The following is a 327-nucleotide window of genomic DNA, read 5'->3' as shown; positions in this document are numbered from 1 at the left end:
TTAGAAGAAGCCCAACGGATTGATGTCGTAGCTCACCAGCAGGTTTTTGGTCTGCTGATAGTGATCAAGCATCATCTTGTGGGTTTCACGGCCGACGCCGGACTTCTTGTACCCGCCGAACGCGGCGTGCGCCGGGTACAGGTGGTAGCAGTTGGTCCACACACGACCGGCCTTGATGGCGCGGCCCATGCGGTAGGCGCGGTTGATGTCGCGGGTCCAGAGGCCGGCGCCGAGGCCGAACTCGGTATCGTTGGCGATGGCCAGGGCTTCGGCTTCGTCCTTGAAGGTGGTGATGCTCACCACCGGGCCGAAGATTTCTTCCTGGAA

1 protein-coding gene is annotated in these 327 nt (G+C 60.9%); it reads right to left on the bottom strand.

The features are described 5' to 3' along the window. The coding region (locus tag Q8X48_RS29910) for an aldehyde dehydrogenase family protein (RefSeq protein ID WP_166620336.1) at positions 1 to 327 on the bottom strand (327 nt) is incomplete at its 5' end.

The sequence above is a fragment of the Pseudomonas sp. QLc11A genome (assembly GCF_052112305.1).
Taxonomy (GTDB): Bacteria; Pseudomonadota; Gammaproteobacteria; order Pseudomonadales; family Pseudomonadaceae; genus Aquipseudomonas; species Aquipseudomonas laurylsulfatiphila.
This window is presented reverse-complemented; position numbering and strand designations above follow the sequence as displayed.